General features: G+C 67.3%; 25 protein-coding genes and 1 pseudogene. 10 read left to right on the top strand and 16 right to left on the bottom strand.

Annotation, left to right across the window (positions count from 1 at the left end):
- Positions 1-148 precede the first annotated feature (148 nt).
- Positions 149-874, bottom strand: coding sequence for an SDR family oxidoreductase (locus PGN23_RS06945; protein ID WP_335302175.1), 726 nt, complete (start codon positions 872-874; stop codon positions 149-151).
- A gap of 148 nt (positions 875-1,022) precedes the next feature.
- Here PGN23_RS06945 and PGN23_RS06940 point away from each other — a divergent pair, with 148 nt between their 5' ends.
- Positions 1,023-1,919 (top strand): AraC family transcriptional regulator, encoded by an 897-nt coding sequence (locus PGN23_RS06940; RefSeq protein ID WP_335302174.1) that lies wholly within the window; start codon positions 1,023-1,025, stop codon positions 1,917-1,919.
- Between the two features lie 154 nt (positions 1,920-2,073).
- Here PGN23_RS06940 and PGN23_RS06935 read toward each other — a convergent pair whose 3' ends face one another.
- A complete protein-coding gene (locus tag PGN23_RS06935; RefSeq protein ID WP_335302173.1) occupies positions 2,074-3,540 on the bottom strand; it encodes a deoxyribodipyrimidine photo-lyase in 1,467 nt (488 codons plus the stop codon).
- A 228-nt stretch (positions 3,541-3,768) separates the two neighbouring features.
- Entirely contained in the window at positions 3,769-4,665 is an 897-nt protein-coding gene (locus PGN23_RS06930; RefSeq protein ID WP_335304540.1) for a LysR family transcriptional regulator, read from the bottom strand.
- Positions 4,666-4,756: 91 nt separating this feature from the next.
- Here PGN23_RS06930 and PGN23_RS06925 point away from each other — a divergent pair, with 91 nt between their 5' ends.
- Positions 4,757-5,620, top strand: a complete 864-nt coding sequence (locus tag PGN23_RS06925) for an aldo/keto reductase family oxidoreductase (RefSeq protein ID WP_335302172.1) — start codon at positions 4,757-4,759, stop codon at positions 5,618-5,620.
- Here the strand turns inward: PGN23_RS06925 and PGN23_RS06920 are convergent, their stop codons facing one another.
- Positions 5,621-5,932 carry an ArsR/SmtB family transcription factor gene (locus PGN23_RS06920; RefSeq protein WP_335302171.1) on the bottom strand — a complete coding sequence of 104 codons (312 nt, stop codon included), beginning with the start codon at positions 5,930-5,932 and terminating at the stop codon, positions 5,621-5,623.
- Between the two features lie 131 nt (positions 5,933-6,063).
- Here PGN23_RS06920 and PGN23_RS06915 point away from each other — a divergent pair, with 131 nt between their 5' ends.
- Complete coding sequence (locus PGN23_RS06915) at positions 6,064-6,798, top strand: SDR family oxidoreductase (protein WP_335304539.1); 735 nt, start codon at positions 6,064-6,066, stop codon at positions 6,796-6,798.
- 74 nt (positions 6,799-6,872) lie between these two features.
- Here PGN23_RS06915 and PGN23_RS06910 read toward each other — a convergent pair whose 3' ends face one another.
- Positions 6,873-7,430 carry a TonB-dependent receptor gene (locus PGN23_RS06910; RefSeq protein WP_335302170.1) on the bottom strand — a complete coding sequence of 186 codons (558 nt, stop codon included), beginning with the start codon at positions 7,428-7,430 and terminating at the stop codon, positions 6,873-6,875.
- Between PGN23_RS06910 and PGN23_RS06905 the strand changes: the two are divergent.
- A pseudogene (locus PGN23_RS06905) lies at positions 7,375-7,930 on the top strand (integrase core domain-containing protein); the annotation flags it as partial. The gene PGN23_RS06910 and the pseudogene PGN23_RS06905 overlap by 56 nt on opposite strands.
- Positions 7,931-8,097: 167 nt before the next feature.
- On the opposite strand, the gene PGN23_RS06900 reads toward PGN23_RS06905, so the two are convergent.
- The 3 genes from PGN23_RS06900 to PGN23_RS06890 are packed head-to-tail and all read right to left on the bottom strand — an operon-like array spanning position 8,098 to position 9,761.
- Positions 8,098-8,385, bottom strand: coding sequence for a hypothetical protein (locus tag PGN23_RS06900; RefSeq protein WP_335302169.1), 288 nt, complete (start codon positions 8,383-8,385; stop codon positions 8,098-8,100).
- Position 8,386: 1 nt separating this feature from the next.
- A complete protein-coding gene (locus PGN23_RS06895) occupies positions 8,387-9,376 on the bottom strand; it encodes a caspase family protein (RefSeq protein ID WP_335302168.1) in 990 nt (329 codons plus the stop codon).
- Between the two features lie 13 nt (positions 9,377-9,389).
- Complete coding sequence (locus PGN23_RS06890) at positions 9,390-9,761, bottom strand: TIR domain-containing protein (RefSeq protein ID WP_335302167.1); 372 nt, start codon at positions 9,759-9,761, stop codon at positions 9,390-9,392.
- Here PGN23_RS06890 and PGN23_RS06885 point away from each other — a divergent pair.
- The gene (locus PGN23_RS06885) at positions 9,736-10,074 is read left to right on the top strand and encodes a hypothetical protein (RefSeq protein ID WP_335302166.1); all 339 of its coding nucleotides are present in this window, start codon (positions 9,736-9,738) and stop codon (positions 10,072-10,074) included. The genes PGN23_RS06890 and PGN23_RS06885 overlap by 26 nt on opposite strands.
- A 251-nt stretch (positions 10,075-10,325) precedes the next feature.
- On the opposite strand, the gene PGN23_RS06880 is transcribed toward PGN23_RS06885, so the two are convergent.
- The 4 genes from PGN23_RS06880 to PGN23_RS06865 all read right to left on the bottom strand — a co-directional run bounded on the left by PGN23_RS06880 (position 10,326) and on the right by PGN23_RS06865 (position 15,038).
- A complete protein-coding gene (locus PGN23_RS06880; protein ID WP_335302165.1) occupies positions 10,326-11,360 on the bottom strand; it encodes a toll/interleukin-1 receptor domain-containing protein in 1,035 nt (344 codons plus the stop codon).
- Between the two features lie 477 nt (positions 11,361-11,837).
- A complete protein-coding gene (locus PGN23_RS06875) occupies positions 11,838-12,995 on the bottom strand; it encodes a S8 family peptidase (RefSeq protein WP_335302164.1) in 1,158 nt (385 codons plus the stop codon).
- Between the two features lie 106 nt (positions 12,996-13,101).
- Complete coding sequence (locus PGN23_RS06870; RefSeq protein ID WP_335302163.1) at positions 13,102-14,802, bottom strand: hypothetical protein; 1,701 nt, start codon at positions 14,800-14,802, stop codon at positions 13,102-13,104.
- Between the two features lie 38 nt (positions 14,803-14,840).
- On the bottom strand, positions 14,841-15,038 hold the full coding sequence (locus PGN23_RS06865; RefSeq protein WP_335302162.1) for a hypothetical protein: 198 nt from the start codon (positions 15,036-15,038) through the stop codon (positions 14,841-14,843).
- A 303-nt stretch (positions 15,039-15,341) separates the two neighbouring features.
- On the opposite strand from PGN23_RS06865, the gene PGN23_RS06860 reads away from it, so the two are divergent.
- The 3 genes from PGN23_RS06860 to PGN23_RS06850 are packed head-to-tail and all read left to right on the top strand — an operon-like array spanning position 15,342 to position 18,923.
- Positions 15,342-16,535, top strand: coding sequence for a caspase family protein (locus tag PGN23_RS06860; RefSeq protein WP_335302161.1), 1,194 nt, complete (start codon positions 15,342-15,344; stop codon positions 16,533-16,535).
- A gap of 46 nt (positions 16,536-16,581) precedes the next feature.
- The gene (locus PGN23_RS06855) at positions 16,582-17,862 is read left to right on the top strand and encodes a hypothetical protein (RefSeq protein ID WP_335302160.1); all 1,281 of its coding nucleotides are present in this window, start codon (positions 16,582-16,584) and stop codon (positions 17,860-17,862) included.
- On the top strand, positions 17,859-18,923 hold the full coding sequence (locus PGN23_RS06850) for a ComEC/Rec2 family competence protein (protein WP_335302159.1): 1,065 nt from the start codon (positions 17,859-17,861) through the stop codon (positions 18,921-18,923). Before PGN23_RS06855 ends, PGN23_RS06850 begins: the two co-directional genes overlap by 4 nt.
- Positions 18,924-18,929: 6 nt before the next feature.
- Here PGN23_RS06850 and PGN23_RS06845 read toward each other — a convergent pair whose 3' ends face one another.
- A complete protein-coding gene (locus PGN23_RS06845; RefSeq protein WP_335302158.1) occupies positions 18,930-20,414 on the bottom strand; it encodes a caspase family protein in 1,485 nt (494 codons plus the stop codon).
- Between the two features lie 232 nt (positions 20,415-20,646).
- On the opposite strand from PGN23_RS06845, the gene PGN23_RS06840 reads away from it, so the two are divergent.
- On the top strand, positions 20,647-21,837 hold the full coding sequence (locus tag PGN23_RS06840; RefSeq protein ID WP_335302157.1) for a DUF2235 domain-containing protein: 1,191 nt from the start codon (positions 20,647-20,649) through the stop codon (positions 21,835-21,837).
- Positions 21,834-22,790, top strand: a complete 957-nt coding sequence (locus tag PGN23_RS06835) for a caspase family protein (RefSeq protein WP_335302156.1) — start codon at positions 21,834-21,836, stop codon at positions 22,788-22,790. Before PGN23_RS06840 ends, PGN23_RS06835 begins: the two co-directional genes overlap by 4 nt.
- A gap of 23 nt (positions 22,791-22,813) precedes the next feature.
- On the opposite strand, the gene PGN23_RS06830 is transcribed toward PGN23_RS06835, so the two are convergent.
- From PGN23_RS06830 to PGN23_RS06820, 3 genes are all read right to left on the bottom strand, one after another.
- Positions 22,814-23,302 carry a hypothetical protein gene (locus PGN23_RS06830; protein ID WP_335302155.1) on the bottom strand — a complete coding sequence of 163 codons (489 nt, stop codon included), beginning with the start codon at positions 23,300-23,302 and terminating at the stop codon, positions 22,814-22,816.
- Positions 23,303-23,378: 76 nt separating this feature from the next.
- A complete protein-coding gene (locus tag PGN23_RS06825; protein ID WP_335302154.1) occupies positions 23,379-24,728 on the bottom strand; it encodes a hypothetical protein in 1,350 nt (449 codons plus the stop codon).
- Positions 24,725-25,489, bottom strand: coding sequence for a trypsin-like serine peptidase (locus PGN23_RS06820; RefSeq protein WP_335302153.1), 765 nt, complete (start codon positions 25,487-25,489; stop codon positions 24,725-24,727). Before PGN23_RS06820 ends, PGN23_RS06825 begins: the two co-directional genes overlap by 4 nt.
- Positions 25,490-25,577: the final 88 nt, after the last annotated feature.

Raw genomic sequence — 25,577 nt, 5'->3', positions numbered from 1 at the left:
GTGAGCGCATGATCGCTTCTGCGGGTCGGATTCTTGCCTGAACAATCGCCGGCTCCGGCCGACAATGGAAGGGCCGTCCCTCCGGGGCGGCCCTTCGCTTTTCTTGTGCGTAGATCGACGGCCTGATCGCGAGGCAGAGCCCCCGCATTCACATGTCCGCTGCGGTTGGGCGTACGATCACCTCGTTGATGTCGACACCCTCTGGCTGCTCGATGGCGTAGCGAACGGCGCGTGCGATCGCGTCCGGTGTCAGCGACTTCTTCCGCCATCCAGTCAGTGCCGCAGCGACCTCCGGATCGGTGATGTCATGACCCAACTCGGTCGCGACGACGCCCGGCGAGATCAAAGTTGAGCGGACCTGGTCATGCTCCTGCCGCAGCCCCTCGGTAATGGCGCGCACGGCATGCTTGGTGGCGCAATAAACCGCGGCGGTCGGCATCACCATGTGCGCAGCGACCGAGGCGACATTGACGACATGGCCGCTCCGCTGCGCCACGAACCGCGGCAGGACCGCGGCGATGCCATTGAGGACGCCGTGGATGTTGACGTCGACCATCCGCTTCCACTCGTCGCGCTTGAGCGCAGCGAGCGGCGATAGCGGCATCACGCCCGCATTGTTCACCAATACGTCGACACGCCCGAAGCGGGCCGCGGCGGCCTCGACGAACGCGTCGAAATGGGCGCCGTCGGTAACGTCGAGCTCGCACCAGGAGACGGCATCGCCCAACTCCTCGGCCAGTGCCTTCAGGCGCTCTGCGCGACGCGCGCCGATGAATAGCCGCGCGCGGGTCGCAGCCAGTTCGCGCGTAGTAGCTTCGCCGATCCCGCTCGACGCGCCGGTGATGAGGACGACCTTGTCGATATATCCTGCCATGATGCAGTCCTTCCGTTGCAGTGACCGGGCGCAGATGGTCCATCGCCCGTCTCAGGCGGTAGACCGATCGCCCTGATGGCTTGCACGATCCTCCAGGATCCGGGCCTGAGCCTTGCTCCCGACGGGCGAGTGGGGAAGAGTTATCGGCATGGATCGGATCGCCGAACTCGCCGCCGTCATCGATCGGCACGTCGTCAACACAGGTATTTGCACCACGGCGATGTCGCGTGTGTCGCTGATCCGGGCCGACGCGCCGAGCACCCCGACGCCTGCCGTCTACGAAGCCTCGCTTTGCCTGATCGCCCAAGGTTCGAAGCGCGTGTCGATCGGGGAGCACAGCCTTGTCTACGATGCGGCGCATTACCTCCTCGTCTCGGTCGACTTGCCGCTCGTCGGTCATGTGCTCGAGGCAAGTCCCGAGCGACCCTATCTCTGCTGCAAGATCGATCTCGATACCGCGATGCTGGCCGATCTGATGGCAAGCGAGGGCGGCGGGGCAGCTCGTACCGATCTGCCGGTGCTCGGAGTCTACCCCGGCGATCCCGACCTGATTGATGCGGCATGCCGACTAGTTGGGCTGCTCGACCGACCCGATACGATCCGCCCGCTGGCGCCGCTGATAGAGCGCGAAATTCTTTACCGTCTGCTCACCGGTCCGCACGGACCCATGCTTCGCCACGTCGCGACCGCTGGCAGCCATCTTAATCAGGTCAGCCGCGCGATCGCCGCCATCCGCCGCCAGTTCGATGCGCCGATCCGCATCCACGACGTCGCAGCCGAGGCCGGCATGAGCCCCTCCTCGCTCCACGCACATTTCAAGGCGATCACCCGTATGACGCCGCTGGAGTATCAGAAACAGCTGCGGTTGCAGGAGGCCAGACGCCTGATGCTGGCAGGCGGCGCCACGGCGAGCACGGCAGGATTCGCCGTCGGCTATGAGAGCCCATCGCAATTTAGCCGCGAATACAGGCGACTGTTCGGTGCGCCTCCCCGTGCCGACATCGAACGGCTCCAGGCCGCACCAACAGCGACCATGGCGCTGTGACTATGGCTTGGATCTCGACCGGTACTACGAGACACTGTGATCAGCTGATGGTGGCAAAGAGGACCCAGACCCGGACATTCAACGATTTAAGGCCGCTTCCCGAGAGCGGTCGTTCGTTGAAATCGACTCTGGTGATCGCGCTTTGACGTAGTGCCTAGATCGCCGGCGCACCGGTGAGATACGGGTCCACCGGCACGTTTCCGAGAACCGGCGTTGGCGCTGCTCGGATCGCTGACGCAGCGAGCCATGCGTCGCCGCCCTCTCTCTTTCGCGTGGAACCGTCGCTGCGGGTGGCCACACGCCCGTAGATTCGTCTTTCTCGATCGGACGGCGATCCGGCGAACATGGCGGCGATGTTGCCGTAGGTGCTGGGATCACGACCGTCGAGGCTGAGCCGATCGTTGAGGTAGCAGGCGGTGGCCCATGCGGCCTCTGGGCTGCCCGTCATCGCGATGATCCGCTTGCCCCAGTACATGCGGAGGTTGTTGTGCATCCAGCCATCGATGAGGAACTGCCGCTGACACGCATTCCATGTCTCATCGCTCGTCTCGCCCGCCAACATCGCAGTGAGCGTCTCCATCTCCGGGCGAGGATCGACGGCGTGGTCGGCGAGCGTGCGGCGGGCCCAGTCAGCGACGCGATCGTATCGCTCCGGCGCCGCCAGCTGCCTGGCCTGATAGTGGAACCATTCTCGCCAGCCGAGCAGCTCGTCTGCGAACTTGCGCTTATGCTGTCCGCCTGCCGAGGCGGTGTTCACGGCCGCCATGATCTCGCGTGGGCCGAGTACGCCGAAGTGCAGGTATGGCGAGAGGCCGCTGGCGCCCTCGCTCCGTGTGGCATCGTTCCGGGATGCGGCGTAGACAGGCAGGACCTCGGTCACCAATCGGGCGAGACGCTCGCTCGCTGCGACGCGGCCTGGCGGATGCATTTCGCTGACCGGTAGGGAATGGTCGATGTCGAGACTAGCGACCAGATCGTCGAGATTGATCTTCTCGAGCAGGTCGGGCGTGAACGGCAGGTCACCCGTGTAAGGCCCCACGTCGGATGTCTCGTCGTTCCACGTCGACCAGGCATTGCGCTCCGGCTCGTGCCGCCGCAGGAAACCGGATCGGCCGCGAACATCGTCGCCGATCAACACCGGCGGCACCAGGCAGGCGGCGTTGACGGCGAATACCGCCACCTTAGCCCGCGCGGCGACGCGCTCCGCTTGCCATCGCGCGACAAAGGTCGGGTGATCTTCCAGCACCACCGCCGCAGCTTCTTCGGCGAGGCGATGGACCAACCCCTTTTCTCGTCGTTCGGCGCGGTCGACGTGCTGCACGCACGCGAGCCCTCGCTCGCAACAACCGGCGGCGAGATCGACACTCGCACCCAGGATGAACCGGTGCAGCCGATCAGACGCGTAAGGGTAATCCTCCCGCACGCCGTGATAGACCAGGACGGGTAGGCCTAGCGCATTTCCCAGACGGACTGCTGCGTCCACGACTGGATTGTCTCGGGCACGCAGTGCCTGCTGCAGCCAGCAGAGGACGTAGCGGCCATCTTGAACCACACGTCTATCGGCGAGCAAGCGCACTCGCGGCGCCTCGTTCCACGTTTCGGTGAGGACCTTGGCGGTCACTAAACGTTCTCCTTGCTTCAGCGTCAACGCCGCAGAAGCGAAAGCCGCTCACCTTAGCCGTGCTGAGACCCAAAACCCGCCATTCCGCGACTAATACTTGCTCGCCGACTTCCGCCGTTCATCCAGCTGGAGAGCAGGCCAATTGCCGCCCCCCCCCCCCCGCGCTTGATTTTTCACTCTTCGGAGTACGCCGCTACCCGACGCATTGTCAGGGCCCGCTGAAGCGCCCTAGCTGTGAATGAAATCGAGAAACGCGCGCAGCGGCGGGGGCACAAGGCGGCGGCCAGAATAGTAGAGGAACGGGCCCGAGAAGGACTGCCACCATTCCGGCAGCACCGCTTCAAGTGCGCTGCGGTCGAGCGCCGGCCGAAGCCAGTCCTCGAATAGCGAGACTATCCCACCTCCCGCGACCGCGACATCAACCAGCAAATCCGCCGCGCCAGCCACGCTGGCGATCAGCGGCCCCTGTGGTTCGATCCGCACGATCTCGCCCGAGCGCTCAAACTCCCATGGGCTGGTCAGCGCCCCGCTTGTAAACCGGCCACGCAAACAGGCATGATGCAGTAGGTCGCGCGGATGGCCGGGCCGCCCATGTGCGTCGAGATAGGCCGGAGACGCCGCCGTCGCGAAACGCTGGAAACGTGGGCCGATCGGCACCGCGATCATGTCCTGCTCCAACCGTTCGTCATAGCGGATGCCAGCGTCGCAACCCGATGCCACCATGTCGACGAATCCGTCCTCGGCGACGATCTCGACCTGGATGTCGGGATAGGCGGCGAGGAAGCCGGGCAGGATCGCCGGCATCACCAACCGCGCCGCACTGACCGGCACGTTGAGCCTGAGCGTACCTGCCGGCCGGTCTCGGAACAGGTTGACGACATCGAGCGCCGACTCGACCTCGCCCAGCGCCGGCGCCAGTCGCTCGAGGAGCCGCGTCCCGACCTCGGTCGGCACGACGCTGCGCGTGGTGCGATGGAGCAGTCGGACGCCCAGCCGCGCCTCCAGTCGGCGTACTGCCTCGCTGAGCGTCGACGCGCTCGAACCGGCGACCCGCGCCGCATCGCGGAATCCGCGCGCTTGCGCGACCGCCAGGAAGGCGTTGAGATCGGCAAGGTCAGCCTTCATCGTTCGGTTTTCCGGACAGCCCGTACGGATCACTCCGGCTTATCGCGATGATCCGCAAGCCGTATCCCGCAGCCAGCACAGGAGAATGACGATGACGATCGACCAGGCAGGCACCTTTTCCTTCGCCGGACGCGCGGTGAAGCGGCTCGGCTATGGCGCGATGCAACTCGCCGGCCCCGGCGTGTTCGGCCCGCCGCGCGACCATGATGCGGCGCTCGCCGTCCTGCGCGCTGCCGTCGAGGCCGGGGTCGACCATATCGACACCAGCGACTTCTACGGCCCGCACGTCACCAACCGGCTGATCCATGAAGCGCTGGCCCCCTACCCCGACGACCTGCTGATCGTGACCAAGATCGGTGCGCGGCGTGGCGATGATGCATCCTGGCTGCCCGCGTTCGAGCCGGACGAACTGGTTCACGCGGTCGAGGACAATCTGACGAACCTCGGGCTGGAGATGCTCGACGTCGTCAACCTGCGCCTGATGTTCGATGTCCACGGCCCCGCCGAGGGATCGCTCGCCGCGCCGCTCAAGGCTGTGGCGGATCTCCAACGCCAGGGGCTGGTGCGCCATATCGGCCTCAGCAACGTGACGCCGACACAGTTCGAGGAAGCCCGTGACATCGCCGAGATCGCCTGCGTCCAGAACCAGTACAACCTCGCCCACCGCGACGACGATGCCTTCATCGACGGGCTGGCGGCGGAGGGCATCGCCTATGTCCCGTTCTTCCCGCTCGGCGGGTTCAGCCCGCTCCAGTCGGCGGCGCTCTCCGACGTGGCGGCACGGCTGGAGGCGACACCGATGCAAGTGGCGCTGGCCTGGCTGCTCCAGCGCTCGCCCAACATCCTGTTGATCCCCGGCACCTCGTCGGTCGCGCACCTCCACGAAAACGTCGCCGCAGCCTCGCTGACGCTGCCCGAGGACGCGGTGACCGAACTCGACGCGATCAGCCTATAATCAGGCCGGCCGATTGGCGAGCACTGCGTCGAGCAGACCGGGAAACCGCTGGTCGAATTCGGCGCGGCGCAGCGTGTTGATCATCTCGCGCCCGGCCTGCGTGGTTTCAATCAGTCCCGCCGCGCGCAGCAGCTTGAGATGGTTGGACAACGTGCTTTTCGGGATGGACTCGCACGGCGCGGCGTCGGTGCAGCTCAAACGCTCAGTAGCGGCGAGCCGCGCCACCATGCCTAGCCGATTGGGATCGGCCAACGCGTGGAGCGCCAGATCGAGCGGCACGTCCTCCAGCCGGGGATGGGTGAAGCGAGGCATGCGACAAATATAGGGCACGATGGCAGATTTGATAGTTCGGGATTATTGAACTGTTGAAGCATTATCCCATTTCCTGCCTGCCGACAGCACACGACGCCGTGATCGCGGGCCAGCATTTTTGGAGAGTACATATGTCGTTTCAGGGCAAGAGCGCGCTCGTCACCGGCGGATCGCGCGGCATCGGCTCGCCCATCGCCAAGCGGCTGGCGGCCGATGGCGCCACCGTGGTGATCACCTATGCCGGCAACAAGGCGGCGGCCGACGCCACCGTGGCGGCGATTGAAAGTGCGGGCGGCACCGCCTTCGCCTTCCAGGCCGATGCCGCCGACCCGGCCTCGCAGCGGGCGGGCGTCGAACAGGCCGCCGCCGCCCTGGGTGGCATCGACATACTCGTGCACAATGCCGGTGTGGCCGAGTTTGCCGCCGTGACCGAAGACACCGACGAGACGTACGACCGTCAATTCGGCGTCAACGTGAAGGGCCTGCACGTCGGGATCCGCGCCGCCCTGCCGCATCTTCGCGATGGCGGGCGGATCATCCTGATCGGCAGCATCTCGGGCGAAATGGCCTTCCCTGCGACCACCGTCTACAGTGCATCCAAGGCAGCAGTGGCGGCACTGGCGCGCGGCTGGGCCAAGGACCTCGCGTCGCGCAACATACTGGTTAACACCGTACAGCCGGGGCCGATCGATACCGATATGAACCCTGCCGACAGCGAATTCGCCGGGCAGGTGCTGCAAGCGATCCCGCTCGGCCGCTACGGCAAGGTCGAGGAGATTGCCGGCGCGGTCGCGTTCCTCGCTGGCCCCGATGCGAGCTACATCACCGGCACCACGCTCAACATCGATGGTGGCGCGACCGCGTGAGTTATGGCCATCGTTCTTCCAGCTTAACCGGAGGGGCGATGGCGTTCGCCGCCTGTGGTAAGGAGGACCCACATTCAGACGCTCGCGCCCCGCCCCCCGCTTCCCAAATTCCGCCGTTTGTTCATCTGCTTGAGAAGGATCACATGCGGAAGCGGATCGTCCCCCCGGATGGTACGCGGGTCGCTAGGGGTGCCGACGATGAGGCCCGAATTGCCCGCCTGGATCGTCAGGTTCTGGATGTAATCGGCGTCGAGCAGGTTGCGTGCCCAGACGATCAGCTCTAGCCCATCGGCGAAGCGGTAGCCGAGGTTAGCATTGGTCAGGTTATAGCCGCGGACATAGGTGAAGCGCGACAGGCTGGGGTCACCGTTGAAGCCGCTGCGTGAAGCGATCTCGACGTGGACGAAGACCTCCCCGTCACCCACGGGCCGCTGATAATCCAGCCCTGCGGTGATCGCGAAGCGCGGCAACGAGGCGAGGCGGCGGCCGGTCAGGCTGCACCGTGTCGTGGCGGCGGTCTGCACCTCCAGCGGGCAAGGGCCGGCGGGATAGTTGGTGTATTCGCCATCGGAATAGGCGAAGCTGAGAGAAGGCCGCTCCGCGGCGTCTTGTTCGAGTGAGGTATGGGCCATGGACTTCGTTCATGACCAACTCGCGACAGGGCCGAAGCTGCGAATCCTGACGGTGGTCGACACCTTCAGCCGGTTCTCGCCGACCATCGTGCCGCGATTCAGCTTTCGCGCACCGGATGTCGTAGACGTGCTCGAACAGGTGTGCGCCGAGGTGGGTTATCCGGCATCGATCCGCGTCGACCAGGGCAGTGAGTTCATCTCGAAGGCGCTTGACCGGTGGGCGTATGAGAACGGCGTCACGCTTGATTTCTCGCGGCCGGGCAAGCCGACCGACAGCGCCTTCGTCGAGAGCTTTGATGGTCGGCTCGCGACGAGTGCCTGAACAGCCACTGGTTCCTGTCGCTGGCGGATGCTCGCGCCAAGATCGAGGCCTGGCGGCGGGACTATACGAGAGCCGTCCTCACACGGCGCTTGGCTGGCTGACGCCAGCCGAATATGCTGCATCCGCCGGGGTTAACCCCGGCGGATGCAGGCCGGAAGCTCGCATCATCCCCGGATGAGAAACCGGGGGACCGTCACAACACCGGTCGGTCTCTGGTCGCAGCTGGATGATAGATTGGGGTCACGTCATATAGCGCCCGGCGATGCTGTCGAGGTCGAGATGCGGATTGCTCACAACGGCGAAAAATACAGGATCAGCGATATGCCAGACGAATGATGCGCCAGGTCATGCCGGCGCGTCGTCTGAACGAAAAGCGTCCTCGATAATAGGCAGGTAACGCTCGACCTGCTCCCTGTCGCTTTCCTGCTCATCGGCGGAAAGATCGGCATAGTCGGTTGCGATCTGCTTTTCCCAGCGCGCAACAAGGTCGGCGGGGATCAGCAGCGATCCATCGTCCTGCCTAGCTGCCTTACCGTGCATGTAACGCTGCCAGTGCGACCACCGCTCATGCTCGATTGCGGCGAGGCGATCGACCAAGGTTTTACGAGTATTTGCGTCGAAGGGCTTGGTCATTTTAGATCAGCCCGCTTTCAACGAGACTCCGATAATGCTGTCCCAACACGGTCAGCTCGCACGCTTTGCTGCCCATCGCGGCGTGCCACATATGCGGGGCATCGACGGGGCGGACGAGGTTTACCTTAACGTAGCGCTGGAGGACCGCGAAGACGGCGGTCTTCTCCGGGTCAGGCGGCGGAAGGGACGCATCCTTCTTCTGCTCCTCCGAACGCTCGGGCTCGAACGCCGGATCTAGGGGGAGTTGGTAGGTTGCGGTCGGGAAGTGCTTGGCGATCGCCTGAAGATCAATCAGCGCGATCGGTGGCGCCGCCTTGCGCAGCGATACGAAGGTCTTGACGTTCGTCTTGAACACCGGACGCTGCTTCCACGGCCCAAGAGACTGATCGATATGCGCGTAAACGCTGCCGGGGGTAACATCACCCAGCAGATTGGCAGCCGCACCACCGAGCGCATCGACGAACAGGCTAGTGAACACGCCGGCCCCGCCACCTTCGACCTCCATCGCGTATTGCTCAGCGGTCGAGGCGGTCAGAATCGTCATCCCGTCGCGGATCTCGGCGGCTGGATGGGTGGGGCGCTCCCCGGCCGCGCCGCTATGGCAGCTATCGAGGATGATGATCTTGTTCTTCGCGGCGGACTTTGCAGCGAGCGTCATGATATCTGAAAGCGGAACGCCGTCGTCGCCGCTGCGGCTATCGCTGGTGCAGAGATAGCCGCCGGTGTCCTCGATGAAGCCGTGCCCGGCGAAATAGAACAGGGCAATGTCTGCATCGTCGGCGTAAAGCTCGCGCACGGCTGCCTTGAGCTCGTCCCGATCGACCGGATCGCTTGGGCCGGTTCCGGTCATGAGCTTGGGTGTTGCGAAGTTGACGGTGCCATCGGCGTGGCGTTCCAACATGGCCTTCACAGAATGCGCATCGTTGACGCATCCGCTGAGGTTGCTGATGTTCTCGTAATGGTCGATGCCGACGATTAGAGCCTTGCGCACCGTCGCCTCCAGCTCAGAGTGAATCGATGAAGCTGGTGATATTGGCGTCGCTCCATGCGACCGTCGCCACGCCATCTATCGACGAACGATCATCCTTGTAGGCGTAGATGCCGCGGATCGGCTTCTTCTCTTCCTTGGCGCAGGAAATTTCCCACTTCTGGCCGGTGGACGCCGCCGAGTTCTTGCTGACCAACACGATCACGCCATCGGATCGCTTGATTCGGGTACGGACGCGATCCTTCCAGTCCTTATCGTAGGGCTCCTTCACCGACATATCTATAAACTCGAAGGGCTGCCGGGGATGAAGCGACTGACCCTTAAGGAAGTCACGCTGGCGTTCGTCCTCAATGGCAAACGCGATGAAGAGCAATTTTTTGTCGGCCATATCAAATATCCTCCGTTATGGTTTCAGTTATCCGATGTATCTGCGCTCGCCAGACGCCGCAAAACATGAGCTGCAAGCTCTGGATCAAGCACACGCTCAGAACGAAGCAGCTCGCGACAGCTTTGTAGCGCTTGCGCACACGGCCTTGTTCGCAGCCTCTGTCTCATTTGTAGGAAGCGCGGTGCCACTTTCCAAGGCGATTTGGACCAGCGCGTTGATCGCTGGATGGACCCTCGACGTCGCAGGGCTGCTCGCTCTTACGATCAGTTTCGCACGGAAGCGCCCCGGGTTTTGCGGAGGATTCAACTTGTGAGTAGGAGCAACCGGAAAGAGCGAGACGACGAACAAATTCTCCCCTGAAGTGCGTGCGCGTGCGGTTCGGGTGGTTGGCGAGTACCGAGCGGACCATTCTTCGGAGTGGGAAGCGATTACCTCGAGCCGAGCTCATCCTTGAAAGAACCGGTCCCGCCGAGGCGCTCCTCGACGGGCAAAGAAAGCGCAAGGAGCATCAGTCCGGCAGCAGTTGAGCATCGGTCCGGAGGGCTGGACAGAGACTCTTCTCATTCAGGCTGCGTTAGGCCTTGTCGCCTTCTCCAGCAGCTTGAGCATGGTCGCCGCCAGCTCCTCCCGACTCCCGCAGGGCTGCTTGATCAGGCCGCGCGCCGCCCGGGGGACGATCCTGGTCTCGTCGAGGGTGAGCAGCCACACGTCGATGCGCCTCTCGCCGAGCAGCTCGAGCGCCAGAGTCATCTCGTCGTGGCACCACGGACTGCAGGCGTATTCCGCCGACCACAGCGCCACAAACACGTCGGATGAGCGGATTGCATTCTCGATCTCGTCGTGCAGCTCGGCGCTTGGATCGAACGCCTGGTCATCGCGGAACACCGTCCTGCCCCGGCGCCTGAGGAGTGTCTCGACCAGATCCGCCTCCGCTTGGCGGTGGCGCGAGTAGCTGATGAAGAAGCTGGTTGGTTCTTCGTCGCTGCGACGCATGCGTCCGCCGACCATCTGATCGATAGCCTTACTGAGGTGTTCGATCGGATCGGGGAAGCGCAGCCAGGACCTTAGCTCTCCTAGCTGGTCGTCGAGTTCGTGCCGAAGCCGGTCCAGGCTTTGCGCTGCCGCCCCGCCCAGATGTCCGAGCGGCAGCACCGGGCGCCGCCGCGCCTCGGCGAGGCGGAGCAGCATGCTCGCGGAGCCGGACAGGCGCCCTCCTGCCGCGACGACCAGATCCGCGGCGTCTAGAGCAGAGAGCTGCGCCAGCAGCCATGAATACGTCTGCTCGCGGGGCCCGCCGTCCGGGTCGGCGGGATGCTGGACCTCGCGCATCTTTACGCCGAGCTCACGTGCTAGCGCTCCGATAGCGGCCTGATTCTCCCGTGTCTCGGGATAGTGCATCTCGATCTCGCAACTGAGCCCCGATGCCGCAATTCCTTCAAGCGCGTCGTGGTCGATTGAGCCGGGATACGGGCTGCAGAGAGCAACGCCATGGCCGGTGCGCGCGAGGATACCACCCAGCGCTCGCATGGACGCACGCGCCGCTTCTACCTCCTGGGTCGGTATACCTTCGTGAACGCCGCCGAGTAGGAAGATCTTCATCACCGCTGAATAGCGGATCGCGAGCGCCGGATCACGCGTTGTGTGCGGCTACGCCGAGCGACGTTAGGGAAGCGTGGCGATATTGCGTCCGACGTAGATCAGACCTGAGTGACGCCCACCATCATGATCGCGAGCAGGATCGACGCCTCAAGTGTGAGCAGCGTCACACGCCGCCTCACGCATGGGCCTCTGGACGAACTGCCGCACAATAAAAGGCGGGATGTGGCGGCCATGACTCATCTGGCCGCGGCACTATTCCTACATCCCAATCACGTGGTTTGCGGAGCAGAAGGCCGAAAAGGCGCGCGGACATCCCGGCTAACGTGAGTAGTGGTTCTCAGCTAAGGAACAAGAGGGGCCGTACTTCGCCGAAATCTCCAAGCTTGATCACGACCACGACCGGGCATTCGCGTTCTGCGCCACCACTTCCATTTTAGCCTATGTCCGTCGCGTGGGCCAGTTCCGCTTGGTCGAGCCTCAGGGGGCCTTTGCGAGCCCTTGACCATAGTCGACCTCGAAGTCCGGGCCTTCGAGCCCTTCGTGGGTCGCCGAGCGGATCAGCGCTGCCTTCACGTTGAGCGGCGTGGCGCGTCGGCCGTCCTTCTCGATCGACTGCCACCACAGCGCCGCGAGGCCAGCCACGTGCGGGCAGGCCATGCTCGTCCCGCTGATGGTGTTGAGGCCGCCACCCGGCCAAGCTGACGTGACGTCAACACCCGGACCGCTTACGAGTGCCATGGTGTTCGAGAAGCCCGCCACCTTCAGGCCGCTCCCGGATCGGCCGACCGCGGCGACGGGAATAACGTCGCTGGCGGCGGCCGGGAGGGAGGCCGCGATCCGCCAAGCGGGGTTTTGATCTCGCTTGCTTTCATTGCCTGCGGCCGCGATGACGAGGGCACCCTCTCCGAACGGCCCGAGTGCGCCGTTGGTCGCCATGATCGCGTCGAACATGCGCAAGTTGCCGCGGTAGGCCTCCAGCGCGTTCGAGGTTGCGAGCTCGGCCGGCCACCCCGCCTTGACCTGCTCAGCCACCATGCCGGGGAAGTCGAAGCCGAGCGACATCGAGATCACGTTGGCGCCGCCCATCATGGCCCACTGCATCGCCTCGAATATCATGCTGGAGTCGCCGCCGCCGTCGTCGCCCAGCACCTTGCCGACCAAAAGCTTGCTTACGCCCCGCGCGACGCCGATGCGCTGTCCGACATCTCGTCCGAGGATCGTTCCCGCGCAGTGGGTACCGTGGCCGTTGCGGTCGCCGTCGCCGGTCCCGCTGAAGTCGCGTTCGAGGATATCGACGTCGGCGAAAGCCGGGTGGGCGGAGTCGATCCCGGTGTCCAGGACGGCCACCTTGACCCTGCGGCCGTCGAACTTCGAGGTGGCGGCGCCGGTCGCCTGCAGGCTCCAGTCGCTGGTGCCCGCGCCCGCGTCCGCGGCCAACGGCTCGATTAGGCGTGTGCGCATCGCCGGGACGATCAGCTCGACCTCCGGTTCGGCGGCGATCGACGCCGCCTCGGCGTCGGTGAGCGACTGCTCGCGCACGACTGGCGGTGCCGCGCCGAAGGCTTGGAGGTCGCGGGTGCCGAATGATTCGATGGCGCCGCGGGTGCGGCTCAGTATAACGAACTTCCTAGGCATCTTTGGCCCCCTTTCGCCCCTGCCTGCCCGTTACGCCCGCGCGACTTGATCGCCCGGAGCATGTCCTCATGCTAGAACGACATCCCCCGGGCCGCAACGCGGGCGACTAGTCCGCCGCAGCCGTCTTCTCGGGCGGTTCCTGCCGGTTCACCAGATCCGAGAGGGCCAGCCGGATGCGCCGGTGCGCGGGCGATATGTCGAATTCCTCATTCGCCGTCGCGAAGAGGGATCCGAGCATCTGGCCCGCCGCTTCGTCGTTGACCAGGACGTCGATCAGCATCTCGCCCTGCACGAGGTCGGTCGCGTCGAGCAGGATCTCAACCAGACTGCGCTCGCCCTCGACCGCAGCGATCCGCCAGGCGTAGCGCGGCATCGGTGTGGTGAGCAGCTCGACGCGGCGGCCTTCCGATAGCGGCCCGGCCGCGATGGCCGCCCGCAGGTCCTTCAGCGGGGAGAGGGCGATGTCCCACTCGAACGGTCGCCCGCCCAGCCGTTCGTAGTCCTTCACCGTCTTGCGGGCGCTGTCCGCCAGGCCGGCGATCGCGATCGCGAGCTCGAGGATGGCGCTGAAGGGTATGCGGATCTTGTGGTTGAGCGGGACCACCAGCGTGTGGCTGCGGGCCCTGAGCGGCGTCGTCGATCCGCCGTTCGGCCAGACGATCTCCAGCATGCCCTTCGGCTTCAGGTCCATCGCCGCGAACGGGCCGACATGGTCGTCGTGCACGAATAGCCGGTCGATTCGGCTCGCCCGGAAGCGCAGGCCGGTCGCGCCGTAGTCCTGTGCCTCCCCGCCGCCGATCCGGTATCCCGTCAGGGCGACGGCGTGGTTGGCGATCCGGTCGAGCTCGCCGTCGAACGTCTCGGTGACGCGCACCAGCAGCATGCAGGGGATGCCCGCGCTGAGGTAGGCCGCCGTGGCCAGCAGGAGCTTCATCCGGCTGCGGGCGATCTCGTCCTCGGCTTGCCGGCGGCGGCGCTCCGCGTCCGCCTGGGCCGCGGCAGCCGCTGCCGCCGCCGTCCCGCCTCCGCCCTCGAAGTGCAGCGCGGTCTCCTCGGCGTGCACCTCCAGCGGCAGGAGGTGGGGCTCGAGCCCGACGAAGCGCAGCGCGTCGGCGATCTGCCGGATCGTCAGGCCGGCGATCGCCGGGAGCATCCGCTCGTCGTATCCGCCCGTGGCCGCTGCGGTGCCAGTGATCTGCACGGGCGAGGGGATCGCGTGCTGGAAGAGGCGACCGGTCTTCTGCAGGACCGACCAGAGCGCGCTGGTGGCGCACGCGGCGACGTCGCGGTCCTGCTCCTGGAAGGCCACCGTCTCGACGTCCAGTTCGATGCCGAAGAGGTTCACGTGCTGCGTGTAGAGCGTCGGGTAGACGCGCTTGACGCCCGGCTTCTGGTTGAAGGTCCGCAGGCAGGTGCGGCCGATGATCGTGTCGGGCAGCGGCCGGACGACCACGAAGCCGCGGTAGTCCAGGTTCAACGCCTTCGCCGCCACCGGGTCGAGCATCGCGGCGTGCAGGCGCGGCTCGTCCACCTCGCCCGCGAAGAAGTGCAGCCGGGTGCAGAGCCTCTCGTATGCATGGAAGCTGCGGACGTGGTAGGCGGCGAAGTCCTCTAGGAAGTCCTTGTCGACGTACCGCGGCTCGACGACGATGCGGGTCGTCTCGAGGCGGGAAAGGTATCGCAGCAGGAACTCGACCTGGCGCTTGTCGGCGACGAACGGGTTGCCGCCCTCCTCGCTCAGGTTGTGACTCGCCGCTACGAGAAGCGCCTTCAGCGTCGTCTCGTCAAAGTCCCTAACGGTGATCATGCGCGGCGGTGCCCCCACCTGCGCCGCGGCGGGGTCGGTCAGAAGGTGACGGCCTCGGCCATCTTCTCGGGCTTGACCTCGAGCGACTGGCGGACGAGGCGCGCCTCGCGCAGGGCGGGCTGCATGGCCGCCGTCAGCTTCTGACGGTTGCCCTTCTTCGCGACCCACACGTCGAACGCCTTGCCGAACGCCTTGGCGTCGAACTCGGGTGGAGGTGCGGAAGTCTTCTTCGTCATGTCTCTCGGTCCTCGGCGCCCCCGCGAGGGGAATCGGCCTGGTGTCGCCCGGGGGCGTTTTCGGCCATATGTATTCAAGATGGGTCTACGACTAGGGTAAGCGCTTCGTTGCGTCGGGTGGGCGCATTCCGCGTGGCCCGCCTTTCCGCTGCGCGGAAGCCTAGGGCACGCGGGAATCGCTTGTCAAACTCCCGTTCGGGGGGTGGCGACCCGCTTCGTCCCGTTTCGGCGGCATCCCGGCGTTGACCGCCGGGTGGCGCCATGCTTGAAATGCGCCATGGCGATTGCACGGGGGATGGGGCGGTGACGCTCGTGCTGGACCGGGAGCGGGGCGAGCTCCGTTCGACGCACGCGATCGTGATCGGCGTCGGCGCGTATCCCTGGCTGCCCGGCGGCGACAAGGCGGGCGATCCGGAGCTCGCTGAAGGGATGGGCCAGCTCGAGTCCCCGCCGCGGTCGGCGCGGGCTTTCGCGACTTGGCTGATCGACCACCACCACGATCCGCAAGCGCCGCTCGACACCGTGGAGCTGCTCGTCTCTGAGCGGGTGCCTGAGCCGTTCGTTCGCTCCGATGGTGTCAGCTTCGACGTGGAGAGGTCGGTCAAGGCGCTCATCACCGCCGCGCTGACGCGCTGGCGCGATCGGGGCAACCTCGCCGACGGCAACGCGCTGATCTTCTACTTCTGCGGCCATGGCGTCCTGGCAAACCCGAAGCTGATGCTGCTCGCGGCCGACTTCGCCTCGAACGACGAGCTGCCGTACAACGACGCCTTCTGGCTGGAGGGCCTGCGCGAGGGCATGCTGAAGAACCGGGCCACGCGCCAGGTGTTCTTCGTGGACGCATGCCGGGTCGCGTCGGGGCGTCTTCTCAAGGAATACACGTCGCCGCTTGACCCGGTCTTCTCCGCCCGCGCGCCCTACACCCCCGGTCTGGCCAACGCGACCTACTACGCGACCACCAGCGGCCGGCCGGCCTACGGCCGCCCAGGTGACGTCAGCCTCTTCACCGCGTTCCTGCTGCGCGCCCTCGACGGCATGGCTGCCGACGACGACGACGGGCCCTGGCGCGTGGAGACGACCAAGATCCAGAGGGTTCTGGGGGACCTGTCGACCCGTCTGGCGCTGCCCGAGCACTACGGGCTGCAGACGCCCGTCGGCGGAGACCAGACGTCCTTCGGCTTCCACTGGCCGAAGCACGCGCCAAAGGTGCCCTTCTTCCTGCGGCAGGCGGACGAGGACGACGACGGGGTCCCGCCCGGGCGCATCCGGCAGGTCAGCGTGGAACCCGAGGGCGGGCCTCCAAGCGTGTGGCCGCATCCCTGGGAGAAGAGCGCGGTCTGCAGCTGGGAGGCCGGCAGGTTTCGCAGCGACCAGCAGGCAGGGATGAGCTATAGCTGGTCGGTGACCTACGACGACGGCACCGTGATGACCAGCCGTCCTAAGACGCTCAACCCGCCGTATCGGCAAGTGGAGTTCCCGCGCGATGGCGTCGCTTAGCATCGGAATAGCACTGCCCGGCGGTGCCGAGGGCGCTTCGCCCGGCATGGTCGCCGAGATCGAGCCCATGGGGTCGCGCGAGGACCGGCACCGCCGGACCGTGTCCGTCTCGGCGGGCGAGCCGAAGCGCCTCGACGACGTGGCGCCCGGCCTCTGGGAGGTGCGCGTGCTCACCCCAGCCGGGCGCGTCCTCACCCGCGAGATCGAGGTGATCGACGGTGTCGTCGCCACCGCCGACTTCGACATCGGCGTGCGCACCGCGAGTGGCGACCGGGCGGCCTACTTCCCCTCGCGGTCCGCCGCCCCCGACCCCATCGCCAAGGGCATTGGCCTCCCGGCCGTCCTCGGCCGGGGCTCGGCTGTCTTCCGCGACATTGTCGGCGGCATCGGCGGAACCCGCTTCGGCGGCGGCGGGATCATGGGACGGGTGCGCGCGCGGGCGCCGGAGACCAAGTCCGTGGCGCAGGTCCAGGTCCGAACCGTTCCAGCGCGTCCGGTCGAAAGCGACGAGGCCATCCTGGCGTCTTGGGCCGCGCTGGCCGACGCCCTCGGTTCGCGCCGCGAGCCGGACGCCCTGTGGTCGGCTGGCGAGGCCGCACAACCGTCGCCGGCCGGGACCGGCATCGACGGCGGCCACCTCTGGACGGTTAAGGGCGTCGACGGCGCCCGGACGTTCGCGCTCGCGACGGTCGCCGGAGGGCGCCGCCTCCACGTCCTGCCCGTGCCGTGGCGCGAGCACGAACTTGAGCCTGGAGCCGCGCTTTCGGTCGTTGGATCCCCGGGTACGGCAAGCCGCGTTGTCGTGACCGAACCGTCCTACTCGGGACTGCTCTCCTACCTGTCGCACGGCGACGTGGTGACGGCGGCGGAACTGGTCTCGGCCGACGAGGGGCTCAGACCGTATGGCGGTGGCGACGCCGTGGGCATGCTCCAAGACAAGCGCGCGTGCCCGCTGGGCGCCTGCGCCGCGGCCTACGCTCTCGTGGGGGTCGCCGTCCCCGCGAGCGAGGCACCCTGGCATCCCTGGGTCGGCAACCTCCGTCGCTGGTTCCCGATGGTGCCCGACGGCGCGATCCTCGACGCCCGTCTGAGGCTGCTGACGGCCCGCACCGAGGGGGACGTCGCGCCCGTGGCCGCGATCGTCCGGGACGCGCTCTGCCGCGGCATCCCGTTCTACCGCCAAGGTTTCGACTGGCTGCTGCAGGCGATGCTCCAGTTCCCGGACGACGGTATGCTGGCGGCGGCGCACCCGCTGGTGTCGCGCGTCGCCGCGACGGTCGACGTGACCGAGGTGTTCACGACGTTCAACCTCGAGGGCGGCGCATGAGCGTGTTCCGTCTGGAGGCGATGCCAGCGCGGGAAGGCGACGCACTTCTGCTCAGCTACGGTGGATCCGAGCACGACCTGCGCCACGTCGTCATCGACGCGGGTCGCTCCTCCACCGGCAAGGCGCTCGCCGCGCACTTGGTCGGCCAGGGGATCGCCCGGATCGAGGCGCTGGTCGTGACCCACGTCGATGCAGACCACATCGAGGGGACGCTCGATTTCCTGAAGGCGGTCAGGGCCAAGGTCGAGATCGCCGACGTCTGGTTCAACGGTTACCGGCACTTGAGCGACGTCGAGGAGTTGGGCGCGGCGCAGGGCGAGGATTTGACGGCGCTCATCGCGCTCCTGTCGTGGAACCGCGTCGTGGACGGTGGCGCGATCCGGGTGGCGCCGGACGGCGCACCCATGCGCCTGCCGCCGCTGGCGGGCGGTCTGGAGATGACGGTCCTGTCGCCCGACGCGGCCAAGCTGAGGAAGATGATTCCGGTCTGGGAACGCGAGTGCAGCAAGGCGGGCATCGTGCCCGGCGAGGGACGTAGCGACGAGGCGCCCACGCCCGTCGGCTTCGAGCACATGGGCGGGGAGATGGACGTCGAGACCCTCGCCGCCACGTGGACGAAGGACGACACGGCGCCGGCGAACGGCACGAGCATCGCGCTTCTCGCCGAATTCGGCGGAAAGCGCATCCTGCTCGGGGCCGACGCGCATCCCGACCTCCTGACGGCCAGCCTGAAGCGGCTGGACGGTGGCGCCAGGGTCAGGCTCGACCTGATGAAGGTTCCGCACCACGGCAGCCAGGCGAACGTCACCTCGGCACTCCTGGCCGCCGTCGATTGCCGCGACTTCCTGATCTCGACCGACGGCTCAAAGTTCGGGCACCCCGACGACGTGGCGGTCGCGAGGATCGTCGCCAGCCGGAAGGACGGCGTCCGGCTGTGGTTCAACTACCGCAAGCCGAGGACGACCGCCTGGGAGACACGGTCCGCGACCGAGGCCGGTCATCCCTTCAGCTGCGAGTTCGCCGACGAGGGCGGGTCGGTCACCGTGCCGCTGCTGCCCTAGGTCGGGTCACTCCCTCTCCAGCCGCTTGGTCACCGTCTCCAAGTGCTCCTGGACGGCGGCCTCCAAGGCCTCGGTCGCCGCGTCGACGATGAAGGCGCTTTCCTCGTTCCAGCCGAGCCGATACCATTTCCGGAAGATCTCGGTGCCTTCGTCGTCGAAGCTGTTCCAGTCGCTCCGGGGGTGCCGGGTGACCATGGCGAACGCGTACAGGCGCTCCAGGCTCGGGGCGATGCTCAGCACCAGGGTCAGCCGCTCGAGCGCCCGGAACTTCGGCACGAGGTCGATGCGCAGCTGCGCGCGCTCCAGCTTGCAGTTCAGCTCCAGCGTGAAGTGGTCCACCCATTCGGTGTCCATCGCCATCATTGCGTAGCCCATCGCGCGCTCGAGCGCGGTCGGCTTGCGCTGCTTCCTGGTCACGTCCGCGATGACGAAGTTGTCGGGCCGCGGCTCGCGCGACAGGCAGCGGATCATGAACTCCCGGATCGTGCCTTCGGCGTAGTATGAGTGCTCGGCCTTCTTGATCTCGAACATTTCGTCGAAGTCGTCTTCCGAAAGCCGCCCGGCCATCCCGTCGAACAGCCGGTCGATCGCCTGCTTCGCCTCGGCCGGGCCCGCTACGCGCGCCTCCGCCTCGGCCAGCAGCTCGGACAGCGACCGGTCGGCCACGGGCTGGTCGGCATCGGCGACGTCGTCGCCCTCGCCGTCGCCGTCGCCGTCGGGCTCGACGTCCCCGGCCATCCAACGGTCGGCGAACAGCGCGCGGAACGGCGCCAGCCTCGCGGCGTCGTCGACGAGAAGCTCCCGAGCCGTGCCCTGGGCGATGAAGAACGGCGTCTGCCTCTCGTCGTCGAGGAAGTCGTCGCGCAGGGCGTTGATGACGTCGTTGTAGTACACGGGCCCCTCGGTCCGGTGGAGGGCCGCCTCGCAGAGCGCCTGGGTGAAGGCGCTCAGCGGTTCGCCGCCGAACGAGTTCTGGCCCTCCAGGCAGGAGGCCAGCTGCACCACGTTGCGGAACCCCTTCGGTAGCGGTGGCGGCTGCCGCTCGGCCTTTATGAGCTGCGTGCCGGACGCGCAGGCGTCGATCACCTTGACGAGCAGGTTGGGCTCCGCCGCTCGCAGCATGTCGTGCAGGTCGCCTTGCGACAGCCCCGTGGTATTCGGGCTTCCGGCGTCGAAGGTCGTCCCGGCGAAGTAGAACTCATCCCCGATCGAGGCGCCGTGCCCGGAGAAGTAGAAGAGGATCTCGTCGGTGGGAACGCCGGGCGGCAGTGCCTTCCGGATCGTGTCCCGCATCGAGTTAGCGTCGGCGTCGCTGATCGCGTGCACCTTGCCGTGGCGACCGGCCGCGGCGACCAGCGCGCGCATCGCGGCGAGGTCCTCCAGGCAGCACTCGAGGTCCGTCTCGTACGCGTAGTGCGCGTTGGCGATCAGGATGGCGACCGAGCGGGGCTTGCGAATCGGGCCGGTGGGCGACTTTCTGTTAGTGGCCATCGCCCCACCTTAGCGGCCGATAGACGCGATGCCGACTGATTCGGGTCTGCCGACCCGCCCGGGGACCGGGGTCGTCCTGAAGGCGCGACGGCGGGTGCGGCCGTAGACCTGTTGGCGCGGTGGCCACGACTTGGCGGGGCGGCGGTCGCCTGAAACGGTTGGGGCCGCGCGACGCGCGGCTCGCCAAGTCGCGCGGCGCGCAATAGTGTGGTGGCAGATCGGGGGTGACGGGATGGTTGACGGCGAGGGACCGGCGGCGAGGAACCTAGTCGCGATGTGCGACGGGACGGGGAACCACGTGGAGGGCGACCTCTCGAACGTCCTGAAGCTGTTCCGCGTGACGGTGCGCGACGAGCGGCAGCGAGTGTTCTACGATCCCGGCGTCGGCACCATCGCCCGCGACAGCGCCTGGTCGCGGCTCAAGCAGCGGTCGGCCGCCGTGTTCGGCTTGGTCACCGGCGCCGGACTCGATGACAACATCCTCGACGCCTACCGCTTCCTCTGCCTCTCCTACCAGCCCGGGGATAGGATCTTCCTCTTCGGCTTCAGCCGCGGCGCCTACACCGTGCGCGCGCTCGCCGGGCTGATCCACATGGTCGGCCTGCTGCCGCCGGATCAGGTCGGCCTCGCCGAGCAGGCGCTGAACGCCTATAAGCATTCTGCTGAGAGGAACGACCTGCACGTCGCCTGGGACTTTAGTCGCATCCTCGGCGGACGGCCCGTCCGGATCCACTTCGTCGGCGTCTGGGACACCGTCGCCTCGATGATCGTACCGCGCCGCGACCGCATGTACCTGCCAAGCCTGCGCACCTTGCCCTACACGCGGCGCAACCCGAGCGTGCGCGCGTTCCGCCACGCAATGGCGATCGACGAGCGTCGGCGGATGTTCCGGCTGAACCGCTGGGTCGAGCCGCAGCGCTACGTGGAGGACCCCTTCGGGTCCGGGGCGGACGGCGTTCCCCAGGACGTCGCGCAGCGGTGGTTCCCCGGGGTCCATTCCGACATCGGCGGCGGCTACCCTGAGCCTGAAAGCGCCCTGTCGAAGGGGCCGTTGCTCTGGATGGCCGAGGAGGCGCGGGCTCACGGCCTGCTCATCGATGGGCACCTGCTCGACCGCCTCGGCCGGGGCATGCATCAGGACGAGGGCCGCTACCGTTACGTCGCGCCCGATCCCGCGGGACCGATCCACCGGTCGCTGCGCGGCGTCTGGTGGCTGTTGGAGGTCGTGCCCAAGTCGAGGCGTCGGCGCGAGATGGGCGAACGGGGCTGGGGACTGTACTTTCCGCTCGGCGAGCGTCGGCGAGTGCCGCCCGGGGCCGTCGTCGACCAGTCCGCCCGCGACCGCATGGCCGCGCTGGCCGACTACCGCCCCGAGGGCATCGAGGCGCGGGTCGACGCGACGGGCCCGGAAGCCGCCGCGTGACCAGGGCCGCCGCCTGCGTCGGGATCGACGCCTATGAGAGAGTCAAGCGGCTTTCGGGCTGCGAGAACGACGCGAGCGCGATGCACGACCGGCTGCTTGAGCACGCCGACCGCAGTGCCAACTTCGCGAGCCGACTGCACCTCTCCTCCGACGGACGGCTTACGCGCGCGGCGCTTCGGAAGATCGTTCGCGAGCTGTTCGAGATGCGCGACCTCGAGGTGGCGCTTTTCTACTTTGCCGGTCACGGCGCGGTGACGGCGGACGGCTCCTTCCTCGTCAGCCAGGAGGGTGACTTCGGCGACGAGGGCATCGCGATGTCGGAGATCATCGCGAAGGCCAACGGGTCGACGGCGCGCGAGCGGGTCATAATCCTGGACTGCTGCAACGCCGGCGCCGTGGACGCCCTGTTCGCGACCGGCCTGCAGCTCCCGCTCGCCAAAGGCGTGTCGGTGCTTGCGTCGTCTCGGGACGTGGAGCCGTCCCCGGAGGCGGGCGGGCGAGGCGTCTTCACCAAGCGGGTCTGCGATGCGCTGGACGGCGGCGCCGCGGACGTGCTCGGCGCCGTAACGGTCGCGTCCATCTACGCCTATGTCGATCAGGTGTTCACGCTGTTCGAGCAGCGCCCCCAGTTCATGGCGAACGTGTCCAAACTGGTCACTATCAGGCGCGCCGAGGCTGCGGTGTCGCCGGACAAGCTGCGCCGCCTTCTCGATTACTTCCCGGAGCCGGACCATGTCATCCAGCTCGGGCCCGAATACGAGCCGACGGCGGAGCCGAACGACGAGGCGAAGGAGGCGGTGTTCGCGGACCTGCAGCGCTTCCGCGGCGCGCGGCTGGTCGAGCCGCACGGCACCGAACACATGTACTGGGCTGCGATGGAGCGCAGGACGTGCGGGCTCACGCCGCTCGGCCGCTTCTACTGGGAGCGCGCACGCGCCAGGAAGCTGGACTGACGGCGGGCGCGGGACCGGCCCGGTCAGCCGGCGCCTGGCCCGATCTTCTCGACGCGCCGCGCCACCGGGTCGATCCGAAGCACGCGCTTGCCGGTTCTGACCGCGTGCGCGACGACGTCCGCGGTCCCACCCTTGCCTCTGGCCGGCTCTCCGTCCCACACGGCGATTAGCATCTCGGACTCACCGGCGACCTTCAGACCCGCCTGCAGGAACGCGTCCTCGCCGTGCAGGCCCTCGAGCGTGCGGTAAGTCCCGCGGGCGAGCAGCTCATGGTAGGCGCGCAGGCCGTCGCCCTCGAAGCACCCGTCGTACCAGGCGCCGGGCACGACCGTCACGATGGTCCCCCCGAGCTCGAGCACCGTCCGGGCGAACAGCTGGTCGGCTCCGACGGCGAGCGACGACCAGCCCTCGATCGGTGAAGGGAGATGGGAAAGCGCCCGGCGGATGGCCTCGCCCGTCCAGGCCCAGTCTGCGCCCTCGCGGTCCTGGTGTCCGGTTACCCCTACCCGCATTTCACAACCCGTCGACGCTGCATCGCTCCGCAACGGACGGGGCCGGGCATCGGGTCCGGCCGGGGGGCCGATGCCTTCAATTCGCAGCGCATGCGGCGGGGTTCGCCTGCGCGGGGAGCCCTGCGGAGATTTTGGCGAGAGCCGGATAAGGCTGCGGCGAGTCGGCCTTGATCGCGGCCGCGTTGGCCTTGATCTGGGCGGAGCGCGCCGCCTGCGACTTGGTGATGCGGTCGGTCCGTCCCGCCGGCGTCGCGTCGCCGCTTGCCGCTTCGCAGTAGGAGACCACCGCCGCCTGCGCGGTCCCGAGCGCCGCGGCGTAGGCCGCCTCGAGGTCGAGCTGGCCGGTGGCCTCCGCGACGTCGGCGGTGCGGCGGGCGTCGTCGTCGATGACGGTCTTGAGCTTCTCCTCGATCTTGGGCTGGAGGCCGCCGAACACCGCCGCCACGAACGCCAGCGCCTCGTTGGTCGGCCGGGTCTCGACGATGGTGACCGTCACTGTCGTGGGGACCGAACCGGCACCCTGCTCGCTCATGCTGACGATCCCGCCCGCGGGCGTGCCGACGGGCGGACCTGCGATCTGGCCGCCCGGGCCCGCGCCGCCACCTCCGACCACGCCGCCGGGCCTAGGCCCGGCCGCGCCCTGCCTTGCCGGCTGCGGCGCGGGCGCTGCCGCGGCGGCGGTGCCTGCCGGCGAGGGCGCGGCGTGGAAGGAGGCGAACCAGGGCGCCTCGATGAGGTAGCGCCGGTTGATCGCCTGCCAGGTGAAGCCCGGAGCGCCGATCCGCCGATCCGCCACGACAACGGCGCTCCCCGTCGCGTCGGCTCCGACGCGGCCAAACTTGACTGCGATCGACATGTCGCGCTCGCCGCGGGACGCGCCGTCTATAGATCGGACCAGACGCACGTGGGTCGGCGCGAAGGTGAGCGCCTTGCTGCTCGCGGACGACATCACCTTGATCTCGACGTAGTGGTCGATCCGGTAGACGGCGGGGATGCCGAGGGAGCTGAGCCGCTTCGCCGCCTCGCCCCCGGGCTCGAGGCCGAGCCAGCGCACGAGGTCGATCGGCACCGCCAGCCCGCCGGGCTGGAAGGCGCCGCGGATCACGACGAGGCAGCGCGGGACGGTTCCGGGCGCGAGCTCAAGGTTCGCGGCCGCGGTGCTGGCGGGTAGCGCTCCGCCCTTCGCCCCTTCGCTCAGCGCTGTCCCGAAGTTCTTGAGCAACTGCGACGCCGCGCCGGTGAGCGCCGCGGCGACCAGGCCTGCCGCCTCGTTGCCAGATGGCTCGTGTGCGCAGCGGTCGCCGGTGGCGAAGACGTGCGCCTCGCCCGGTGTCGCGTAGCTCAGCGGCCGCAGTCCGGGCAGGCCGGAGGCGCATCCGCCCAGGAGGGTCGCGGCGAGTGCCGACAGGTGGGCGGTCCGCTTCACGTCTGGGCTCCGATCTGGGCGCGCGCCCATTCTATCATCGTCTCAATGTCGCTTACGACCTGTGGCGTAAGCGGCTGGCCGGAGTTTCCCGGATCCCCCGCTGCCGCCGAGGTCGTGTGGACGCAGATTGCGCGCGGGGTCGATCCGGACTCGACGAACACGGGGCCGCCGCTGTCGCCCTCGCGGGTGCTGATGACGTAGGAGAGCCTTGTCGCGCTCGACGCCACCACCTTGCCGTCGGAGTACGTGCAGCGCGCGCCATTGTCGGGATAGGGCATCGCATATCCGGCGAGGGTGACGACCGCGTCGTCGCCCGGGACGGCGCCGCCCAGCCTGAAGGTGCCCGGGGAAGCCGAGGACAGGATCAGCACGGCAAGGTCGAGCGTGCTGTGCGTCGCCCAAGCGCGGATGAGCCTCGGCTGCACGTCGGGGTTCAGGATGCGGTCGTAGCCGAGCCAGATCCCTGCGGCATCGTAGTTCGCTGGCAGCAGGTTGTGCCGCGCGGTGAGGAGGACGTCGGGCTGGCACAGGAAGCCAGTCCCGATGCGGACTAGGTTGCCGCCGCTGAAGAGGTTGAGCAGGCCGATGCCGCGCCAGGGACTTTCGGCGGGGTCCGGGACCGTGACGCGCCCGGGGGCGCCCGGCAGGATGCCCTTGGCGGCGACCCTCGCTTGCGCAGGAAGCGGCTTGGCGGGCGAAGCCGGGGTATCAAGGCGCCAACCGCCTCCCGACCCGATGACTGATTCGCCCGAACCGTCCAATGCGCCTGCCCCCGTGCCTATTGGCTACCGGAAAGCCCGTCGTACGTCCATCGGCCTGCTGCGGGCCGATGCACTGGGACGTCGATCC

It is taken from the genome of Sphingomonas adhaesiva, from assembly GCF_036946125.1.
GTDB lineage: Bacteria > Pseudomonadota > Alphaproteobacteria > Sphingomonadales > Sphingomonadaceae > Sphingomonas > Sphingomonas adhaesiva_A.
This window is presented reverse-complemented; position numbering and strand designations above follow the sequence as displayed.

What these genes read in the sequence shown, in the direction of transcription:
- PGN23_RS06930 (WP_335304540.1), bottom strand. Translation starts at nt 4,665, where the DNA reads ATGAAGGCTGACCTTGCCGATCTCAACGCCTTCCTGGCGGTCGCGCAA.
- PGN23_RS06920 (WP_335302171.1), bottom strand. Translation starts at nt 5,932, where the DNA reads ATGCCTCGCTTCACCCATCCCCGGCTGGAGGACGTGCCGCTCGATCTG.
- PGN23_RS06875 (WP_335302164.1), bottom strand. Translation starts at nt 12,995, where the DNA reads ATGCCTAGGAAGTTCGTTATACTGAGCCGCACCCGCGGCGCCATCGAA.
- PGN23_RS06855 (WP_335302160.1), top strand. Translation starts at nt 16,582, where the DNA reads ATGGTCGCCGAGATCGAGCCCATGGGGTCGCGCGAGGACCGGCACCGC.
- PGN23_RS06945 (WP_335302175.1), bottom strand. Translation starts at nt 874, where the DNA reads ATGGCAGGATATATCGACAAGGTCGTCCTCATCACCGGCGCGTCGAGC.
- PGN23_RS06910 (WP_335302170.1), bottom strand. Translation starts at nt 7,430, where the DNA reads ATGGCCCATACCTCACTCGAACAAGACGCCGCGGAGCGGCCTTCTCTC.
- PGN23_RS06915 (WP_335304539.1), top strand. Translation starts at nt 6,064, where the DNA reads ATGTCGTTTCAGGGCAAGAGCGCGCTCGTCACCGGCGGATCGCGCGGC.
- PGN23_RS06850 (WP_335302159.1), top strand. Translation starts at nt 17,859, where the DNA reads ATGAGCGTGTTCCGTCTGGAGGCGATGCCAGCGCGGGAAGGCGACGCA.
- PGN23_RS06840 (WP_335302157.1), top strand. Translation starts at nt 20,647, where the DNA reads ATGGTTGACGGCGAGGGACCGGCGGCGAGGAACCTAGTCGCGATGTGC.
- PGN23_RS06885 (WP_335302166.1), top strand. Translation starts at nt 9,736, where the DNA reads ATGAAGAGCAATTTTTTGTCGGCCATATCAAATATCCTCCGTTATGGT.
- PGN23_RS06890 (WP_335302167.1), bottom strand. Translation starts at nt 9,761, where the DNA reads ATGGCCGACAAAAAATTGCTCTTCATCGCGTTTGCCATTGAGGACGAA.
- PGN23_RS06870 (WP_335302163.1), bottom strand. Translation starts at nt 14,802, where the DNA reads ATGATCACCGTTAGGGACTTTGACGAGACGACGCTGAAGGCGCTTCTC.
- PGN23_RS06830 (WP_335302155.1), bottom strand. Translation starts at nt 23,302, where the DNA reads ATGCGGGTAGGGGTAACCGGACACCAGGACCGCGAGGGCGCAGACTGG.
- PGN23_RS06900 (WP_335302169.1), bottom strand. Translation starts at nt 8,385, where the DNA reads ATGACCAAGCCCTTCGACGCAAATACTCGTAAAACCTTGGTCGATCGC.
- PGN23_RS06865 (WP_335302162.1), bottom strand. Translation starts at nt 15,038, where the DNA reads ATGACGAAGAAGACTTCCGCACCTCCACCCGAGTTCGACGCCAAGGCG.
- PGN23_RS06880 (WP_335302165.1), bottom strand. Translation starts at nt 11,360, where the DNA reads ATGAAGATCTTCCTACTCGGCGGCGTTCACGAAGGTATACCGACCCAG.
- PGN23_RS06845 (WP_335302158.1), bottom strand. Translation starts at nt 20,414, where the DNA reads ATGGCCACTAACAGAAAGTCGCCCACCGGCCCGATTCGCAAGCCCCGC.
- PGN23_RS06925 (WP_335302172.1), top strand. Translation starts at nt 4,757, where the DNA reads ATGACGATCGACCAGGCAGGCACCTTTTCCTTCGCCGGACGCGCGGTG.
- PGN23_RS06940 (WP_335302174.1), top strand. Translation starts at nt 1,023, where the DNA reads ATGGATCGGATCGCCGAACTCGCCGCCGTCATCGATCGGCACGTCGTC.